The organism is Haloflavibacter putidus (assembly GCF_006546625.1).
Lineage (GTDB): Bacteria > Bacteroidota > Bacteroidia > Flavobacteriales > Flavobacteriaceae > Mesonia > Mesonia putida.
Map to the genome: position 1 here is coordinate 1 of NZ_VIAR01000022.1, position 4,198 is coordinate 4,198.

General features: G+C 42.8%; 3 protein-coding genes. All 3 read right to left on the reverse strand.

Annotation, left to right across the window (positions count from 1 at the left end; translation table 11 throughout):
- A partial coding sequence (locus FKR84_RS13135; RefSeq protein ID WP_141422779.1) for a carboxypeptidase regulatory-like domain-containing protein occupies positions 1 to 1,547 on the reverse strand: 1,547 nt, incomplete at its 3' end.
- A gap of 24 nt (positions 1,548 to 1,571) precedes the next feature.
- On the reverse strand, positions 1,572 to 2,483 hold the full coding sequence (locus FKR84_RS13140) for a PorP/SprF family type IX secretion system membrane protein (RefSeq protein WP_141422780.1): 912 nt from the start codon (positions 2,481 to 2,483) through the stop codon (positions 1,572 to 1,574).
- 93 nt (positions 2,484 to 2,576) lie between these two features.
- Positions 2,577 to 4,198: T9SS type B sorting domain-containing protein (locus FKR84_RS13145; protein WP_141422781.1), on the reverse strand; the 1,622-nt coding region annotated here is incomplete at its 5' end.

The following is a 4,198-nucleotide window of genomic DNA, read 5'->3' on the forward strand; positions in this document are numbered from 1 at the left end:
ACAATCTCTTCTTCTTGGATCATCTTCTCGATTGGCTCCAACTCGATTGTAACTCTGGCCTGGCCTTCTTCTTTTTCTACCGGCGCGCCGTTGCTTTCATACTCATCAGCGTTTACTTGCAGCATATAGCCTTTCTTCCCCGGAAGGGTGAAATTAGTACCACCACTTGAATTGGTCATAGCCGTGGCCACTTCTTCTTCCTGGTCGTCGTACACTACTACACTGGCACCGTTAACCGGGTCGCCAGTCTCTGCATTGATTACCATAGCCATTACTTCTACCTCTTTAAGCGGTTGAATTTGTACTACCTGATAAATATTATCATTGGCAACGTTCTCTGCCAAACCACTGCGGTTAGAGCTTACAAAACCTTTTTGACTGTTATTGTCAAAACTATAGGAAAAATCGTCACCACTACTGTTAATAGGCTTGCCCATATTCTTTACTTCCCCACTATCGGCTACATAAAATACATCTAAGCCGCCAAGGCCTAAATGACCGTCGCTGGAAAAGTAAAGCCTACCTTCGCTATCTACAAAAGGAAAGTTTTCTTTGCCCGGGGTATTAATCGCACTGCCCAAGTTCTGTGGCTCACCATAAGTGCCGTCTTCGTTAACCATTACTTTATATAAATCTGAATCGCCTTGGCCTCCCGGCATATCACTAGAAAAATAAAGCGTCTTCCCATCCGGGCTTAGTGCTGTATGGCCGGTGGAGTATTCTGAGTTGTTAAATGGCAAGCTTTGGATATCGTCCCACTCTCCATTGATTAATTTGGCTTTATAAATTTTTAACTGGTTTACTCCTTTCGAGTCTTTCTCGTAATTACCATCCAAATAATCGTTACGTGTAAAGTACATCGTTTGTCCGTCTTGGGTGATACTTATTGGCCCTTCGTGAAACTTAGAGTTTACATCGCCTTCTATCAAACGGATATTCTGATAAGTATTGTCTACTTTATCTGCCTCAAACACATCTAAAGTTGGTTGTTCGTTCCATCCATAGGTACGGCGCGACTGGTTCCTGGCAGAGACAAAATAAAGAGTATTGCCTATAGCATACGCGCCAAAGTCTGAGTTATCGCTGTTAAAATCAAAGGCGTCTACCGTAAATTTTGGCTCTGCATTTAAAAGCTTGTTTAAATAATCTTGGTTGGATTTAAAAGCTTGTGCACGACTGTCTTGCGGGGCATGGTTTGCAAAATCTTGCATCGCAGCCTTAGCGCCTTGATAGTCTTTATTAGCCTTTAAACTTTGTGCATAACGGTAATATACCTGTGCATCTGCATCTGCTGCCTGGTCTAAGTACATCTTATAATAACGTGCGGCTTGCTGGGTGTTGTACTGCTTGTAATAGGCCTCGCCAAGTTGTTTATAAACATAGGGCGTGGCATCGCCGTCTTCTACCAAATCTTCATATTCCTCAATCGCTTTTACGTACTCCAATCGCTCAAAGTACTTATCGGCTTTCTCGGTATCTTTGTTTTGAGCAAAAACGCCCGCGCCAAACAAAAATAATAATGGGACTATATAATATCTTTTTTTCATAATTCTGTTTTGTCTTAGGTGGGTTTAGAAATATCTTGGGGAACGATAGGTCTTCTTGCTAAAGAATACATCAAACAACACAAAGGCCTCATAAGAGGGCTGGTCTATATCTGATATAGAGTGGTCGTAAGCAAAGCCTATCTGTAGCCAATCTGTAGCGCGTACACTGGCAAGACCGCTAACCGCATCTTCATAACGATAAGAGGCGCCTATCTCAAAGCGATCATAAAATAAAAAGTTCGCGTTTACATCAAACGACATTGGTGATTTAAAAGAGCTCTTTACCAAAGTAGAGGGCTTGAACTTTAAATTATCGCTAAGTTGAAAAACATAACCAGCAGTGGCAAAATAATGCTGCTCCTCGGTCCCAAACTCACGCCCATCTATATCTAAATGCGTCGAGTTTAAAAAGTTGGGTACCGAAAAACCGATATAGTAATTATCGGTATAAAACAAGAAACCTGCTCCAAAATTAGGATAGGTCTCGTTGATGTTTTCTTCAAAGGCTATATCAAAATCATCTTGCAGATCTAACGATAATAGGCCTACATCGTGAAAGGTGGCCCCAGCTTTTACCCCAAAGGCTAATTTATGGTCGCCTCCCAACGCTATCGTATAGGAGAAATCTGCATATACGTTGGTCTCTTTTACAGGACCTGCCTCGTCTGATATAGCTGATAAGCCCAAGCCGGTCTTATCGCCTATGGGGGAATGAGCAGAAAAAGTAAAGGTCTGTGGGGCGCCTTCAAAACCGGACCATTGGTCGCGATAAAGCAAACCTATGGATAGGCTCTCTTTAGAACCGGCATAGGCAGGGTTTACCACATTCATATTATACATATACTGCGTATACTGCGGGTCTTGTTGGGCGTGACTATCGTAACTGGACAATACCAGTATAAATAAAGCACTTAATGTTATATAGATTTTTCTCATTGCTTGTCTTTTGTTATTTGGGTTTGAGGTTTTTTTTAACAGCCCGCCAACGCTCAAAACTTATAAGTCTTGAGCGCTGACAACTGTATAAAATTAATTTGATTCACGGTTTATATAAATCCAATCTTTCTTGACCGAACCAAATACAGGGTCTTCCTTATCAAATTCCAATATATAGTAGTACGTGCCGTTAGGCAGCTTGTTACCGTCTTTATCCTGACCACAGAAACTATCTACGTAATTGTTCTTCTCAAATACAAGGCGTCCGTAACGATTGTACACCTTCAAACTCTTGATTCCTGTACGTTCTGATAGAAAACTAAGGTCTAAGCAATCGTTCTCACCAGGAGTGGTATCTGGAGATAAACCCTCGCTAATGGTACAACCACTCTCATAAGGGGCTATCACAAGCGATACATCGATAGAAGCGGTAGCGCTACAGCTGCCCAAATAAACATCTACCTCATAGGTGTCTGCATAATCGCCATCTTCATCGTAGGTAACCGTATAGCTCTGGCCTTCGGCGCCCAGTATCTCATCGCCGTTTTTGTACCATACAAATTCCACTTCGTCTGCAGTGGCATTGCTTAAATTGGCCGTGAACGTATAACTCTGCTGCGGAACTTCCGGGTTATCTACATCATCACAATAGTAAAGCTCTAAGTTTTGCTCTGCGTCTACGCTTAGACTTACCCCTATATCGTCACGCTCGGTAATTGTTATACTGGCAGTAGCTGCGTTACATACGCTATTGGCATCGTTATCGCTTACCGTTACTTCGTAGCTTCCATAACCGTAATCTGCAACGGTTACCACTGCGCCGCTCTCACTTATTGGCGCCCCATCAAAACTCCACTGGTAGCTTACATCTCCTGCATCAAAATTGGATGGGGTGGCGTCTAAGGTCAAACCTGCTAAATCACAAGTACTCATATCCTCACCCAAGTCGATGATTGGGGTTTGATAAAAGTCTATCGTTACACTCTCTGTCGCAGGACAACCATCTATCATTACTTCTACAGTATAGGTATCGGATTCTGTTACCGTGATACTTTGCCCACTCTCGCCAGCTATTACACCATTGGAATCTGACCACTCAAAGGTAGCATCCGCTGGGTCTTCCCCCGTAAGGGTGGCTTCTATAGTATAACTCTCTTGGTCACACAAGGCTTGGTCTGCTCCCAAATCTACCGTGAAATCTGCCGTAGATACTTCTACACTGTCCGTGCCGGTACAAGTGAAACTCAATACGTTCCCCTCTGCATCTATTACACTGCCGGTTACCTCTACTAAATAGGTACCTTCTTGTGTTATATCTAAAGTAGAACCTGTTTCACCGGTTATCTCTGTACCATCTTGGTACCACACATAGTTTAATGGAATATCAAAATCTGAAGCGTTACTTGGCGTGGCATCTAAAGTAACATTAGGTACTCCGCAAAGAGAAACATCATCGCCTAAATCTACTACTGGGCTATCATAAAAGCCTATTGTTACACTTTCTGTACTTGGACAACCATCAACACTTACTTCTACCGTATAGGTATCGGATTCTGTTACGCTGATACTCGAACCTGTCTCCCCGACTATTACACCATCGGAGTCCGACCACTCAAATGTAGCATCTGAAGGGGCTGCCCCTGTAAGAGTGGCTTCTATAACATAACTGTCTGTAGAACAGAAATTCTGATCACCACCTAAATCTACCGTGAAAG

What these genes read in the sequence shown, in the direction of transcription:
- FKR84_RS13140 (WP_141422780.1), bottom strand. Translation starts at nt 2,483, where the DNA reads ATGAGAAAAATCTATATAACATTAAGTGCTTTATTTATACTGGTATTG.